The organism is Frankia sp. CcWB2, assembly GCF_977927585.1.
Genome location: NZ_CDWRCM010000162.1, coordinates 3,170 through 6,556, shown reverse-complemented (window position 1 = coordinate 6,556; position 3,387 = coordinate 3,170). Strand labels below are relative to the sequence as shown.

Annotated in this window: 4 protein-coding genes; 1 reads left to right on the top strand and 3 read right to left on the bottom strand. The window is 71.3% G+C overall.

Annotated features, from left to right (window positions below):
- The 3 genes from ACY45C_RS16000 to ACY45C_RS15990 all read right to left on the bottom strand — a co-directional run.
- On the bottom strand, positions 1-233 hold a 233-nt coding region (locus ACY45C_RS16000), incomplete at its 3' end, for a hemerythrin domain-containing protein (RefSeq protein ID WP_462188390.1).
- A 180-nt stretch (positions 234-413) separates the two neighbouring features.
- Positions 414-881, bottom strand: a complete 468-nt coding sequence (locus ACY45C_RS15995; protein WP_462188389.1) for a hypothetical protein — start codon at positions 879-881, stop codon at positions 414-416.
- 372 nt (positions 882-1,253) lie between these two features.
- Complete coding sequence (locus ACY45C_RS15990; RefSeq protein ID WP_462188388.1) at positions 1,254-2,426, bottom strand: universal stress protein; 1,173 nt, start codon at positions 2,424-2,426, stop codon at positions 1,254-1,256.
- Between the two features lie 313 nt (positions 2,427-2,739).
- On the opposite strand from ACY45C_RS15990, the gene ACY45C_RS15985 reads away from it, so the two are divergent.
- Positions 2,740-3,387: GAF domain-containing protein (locus ACY45C_RS15985; RefSeq protein ID WP_462188387.1), on the top strand; the 648-nt coding region annotated here is incomplete at its 3' end.

Below are 3,387 nucleotides of genomic sequence, written 5' to 3'. Positions count from 1 at the left end.
CCCACCACCTGCCGGCTGATCGGGCGCAGCACCACCTCCTCGCCGGTCTCGTGGGCCGCGAGCAGCGCCCGCAGCTTGTCGAACGTCTCCTGGCGGCGTTGGCCCGTTGACGTCCTGACCTTCCCGAACAGCTCGCGGATCTCGGCATGCTGCGCGAGCAGGATCCCGACCACATCGTCCTCGGGGAGCTGACTCGCCCGGGTTCGTTCCCTCGTGGCCTTGCTGACCGTCATCGCACTCTCCTCATCGCGGACCGCGCACCGGACCGTGCCCCTGCTGGCCTGCCCGCTTGGCGGGAACAGGAACCTGGTCCGAGCGGGGGGATGCGCCGGATCGGGATGGCCAAGCCCAGGGATGGGCCCCAGGATCAGGAGGTTCGTCGGAATCAGGAGGTTCGTCGGCGCCGGGCGGGTCTACCGGCGTTTGAACATCCAGGCGGCAGCCATCGCTACGCCGACCACGATCCCGACGAGCAGCGCCCCGCCGAACACGAAGAAACCGACCGTCCTGATCAGGGCGACCGCGATCGGCATCGCTGCGGCCAGCAGGAACACGCCGCGGGTGCGCACCGGCGTGTTCACCATGGCGAAGATCTTGCGCGGGCCCGGCACCCGGTTGACGTTCAGCTCGTCGGACACCGACGGCATGAGCCGGATCGTCGTCCACGTCAGCAGGACGAAGGCGATCGACAGCCCGAGGGCGTAGAGGAGCCCCACGCCGCGGCCGAAGGCGTCGAACGCCGCACCGGCACCGATCACAGTGATCATCAGCGGGACGTACCAGGAGGTGGTGCGGTCCTGCCGGGCCTGACCGGCGAGCCAGCGCGCCTGGGCGAACCGCTCGCCGCGCCGACCGGAACCGCCGTAATACTGATCCGCCATAGTCGCTCGACACTCCCCTCCCACGGCCGGCGCCGCGGTGCCCCCCGTACCTCACGGGGACATCACGCCCCAGTCTCCCCATCCTCCCCCAAGACGAGGGAAAGCCGAGCCGTTTCGGGAGGATCACCTGCCCGCCGCGCCGTCACCGCTGGGCCGCAGGCCGCGCTCGGCGGGCCGCGAGAGCCGGCACCGCAGGTGGCACGGCAGTTGGCGCGGCAGGCGACCCGCCGTCCACCCGCTCGGTACGTGCCCGATCGGGCATCCCCGCCCGGGGTCTTCGATCTCGGCCCACGGCCCGAGAACTCGCGACCCGAGGGAAAGGGACTCGCACCGGGTCGAAGATCTGCCGCGGTGGAGTCACCACACGCCGCACTAATTACCACAGGTCGTACTGCCGGGCGTGCGGATGACCGCGACCGCGCACTGGGCGTGTGTCACACACTGTGAACTGGTGGAACCCAGCAGCAACTCGGCGAAGCCGCCGCGGCCCCGGGCTCCGATGACCAGGAGCTGCGCCCCCGCTGCGGCCCGCAGGAGGCTGGACGCGGCCGCTCCGCGGATCAGGTCCGTGCGCACATCGAGATCACCCGGCTCGGGCAGACCCGCGCGCACCGCCTCGTCCAGCACGGCCCGCGCGGCCCCCTCGAGGGCGGCGTCGACGAGGGCCGTTCCGCCGGGTCCCGTCGCATCGAGCACCGGGTCCCCGAGCGCCGCATCGGCGGGTCCCGAGTCACCGAATCCTGGATGATCATCGAGTGCCGTGCCCCCCGGTGCCGTGCCCCGAAATCCACGGCCGACGAATCCCGAGGCGAGGCCCGTTCCACCCGGGTCCGTCCGGATGAATCCGGTCCCGCCCGGATCCGCGTCACCGGGCCCCGCACCAGCCGGCCCGGCACGGACGGCCCCGGCGCCCGCCGTGGGCACTGCGCCGACGAACCTGGCACCGCAGAGTCCCAGCCGGACAACGAACTCCGGTGGCAGCGGCGTCCAGGCGTGCAGGATGCGCAGCGACGCCCGGCGCAGCGCCGCCTCCTGGGCGGCCCACCGCAGCGCGGCCAACGAGCAGGCGGACCCGTCCACCCCGACGACGACGGGCCCGCTCTCGGCCGGCGCCGCCGACCTGCCGTGGACCACGACCACCGGCACCGACGCCCCGTACACGCACGCCATGCTGACCGAACCGGCCGGCAGGCGGCGCGGCCGGTCACGGCCGCGGGCACCGAGGACGAGCATGGCCGCGCCCTCCGACTCGGTCAGTATCGTGTCCACCGGGTTCCCGTACACGGTCCGCTCGACGATCCAGGCGTCGGGCTGGGCCTCGCGGACCCGGTCGACGACGTCGTGCAGCATCCACTGGGCCGTCCACCGGGGATGCTCCGGTGAGGTGGCAGGCGGCGGCTTCACCCGCGTGCAGAACGGGCCGGCCGCAGCCCAGACGAGAACGGCACGCACCCGCGCGCTACAGCGGCGCCCCGCGCGCACGGCCCACCGCAGCGCGCGCTCGGCATCTGTCGACCCGTCGATCCCGACCACGATGTCCGCCACGCGGCACCGCCTCCCCTCCGAGCATCCTCGCTCGCCGAACAGGCATCCGTCCCGATCCCGCATCTACTACAACACGAAGAGCCAACGGGCGCGACGGGAGACAGACGGGAGACAGGGGATGGATCTCCCGGCAGTGGCGGAGGTTGGTCACGAACAGGTCAATATCGGTCACGAACAAGTCGATATCGTGCACGAACAAGCCGATATCGGTTACAAAGAGCCCAATATCGATCACGAAACGGTAACAGATATCGGTGCCGACCAGGGTGTGCGCGGAAAACCCGAGGGAACACCAGGAGAGGAGGTGGTACGGATGTCGGTCCGCCCGGCCCCCGCCTCGGCGCTCGGGCCGAAGGCCGAGGTTCCCGAGCCGGCGACGGCGCTGGTGGAGCTGCTGGGGATACTGCGCCGCCATCTGGGCATGGATCTTGCCTGGCTCGGCCGCATCGAGACGGACGTCCTCGTTGTGCAGGTCATCAACGGGGACGGCGCGTCGTTCCAGCTGGCCCCGGGCTCCACCGTTCGGCGCGAGAGCGCCCTGTTCGGACGCGTCCTGTCCGGTGAGTTTCCCACCGTCATCCCGGACACCCACGCCGATCCGCGCATCCTGCGACTGCCCGTCGTCGACGAGCTTGACGTGGGGGCCTACGCCGCGGTGCCGGTCATCGACAGCGACGGCCTCGTCTACGGCCTGGTCGGCTGTCTCGGGCACGGGCCTCATCCGCACCTGCGGCCGCGCGACGGCCGGTTCCTGCGGATGATCGCGGAGATCCTCGGCGATTCCGTGACCGACCTGCACCGGATGTGGGAGGTCCGCAGCCGCGTCTGGCGCGACGTCAGCCATATGATCGACGGCGGGGGGCCCGCGCTCGCCTTCCAGCCGGTACTCGACCTCGAACACGGAAAGATCATCGGAGTGGAGGCGCTGTCCCGGTTCTCGGACTACGCCCGCAGCCCGTCA

Bases quoted from the DNA above. Each gene is read 5' to 3' on its own strand.
- ACY45C_RS15995 (WP_462188389.1), bottom strand. From the start codon at position 881: ATGGCGGATCAGTATTACGGCGGTTCCGGTCGGCGCGGCGAGCGGTTC.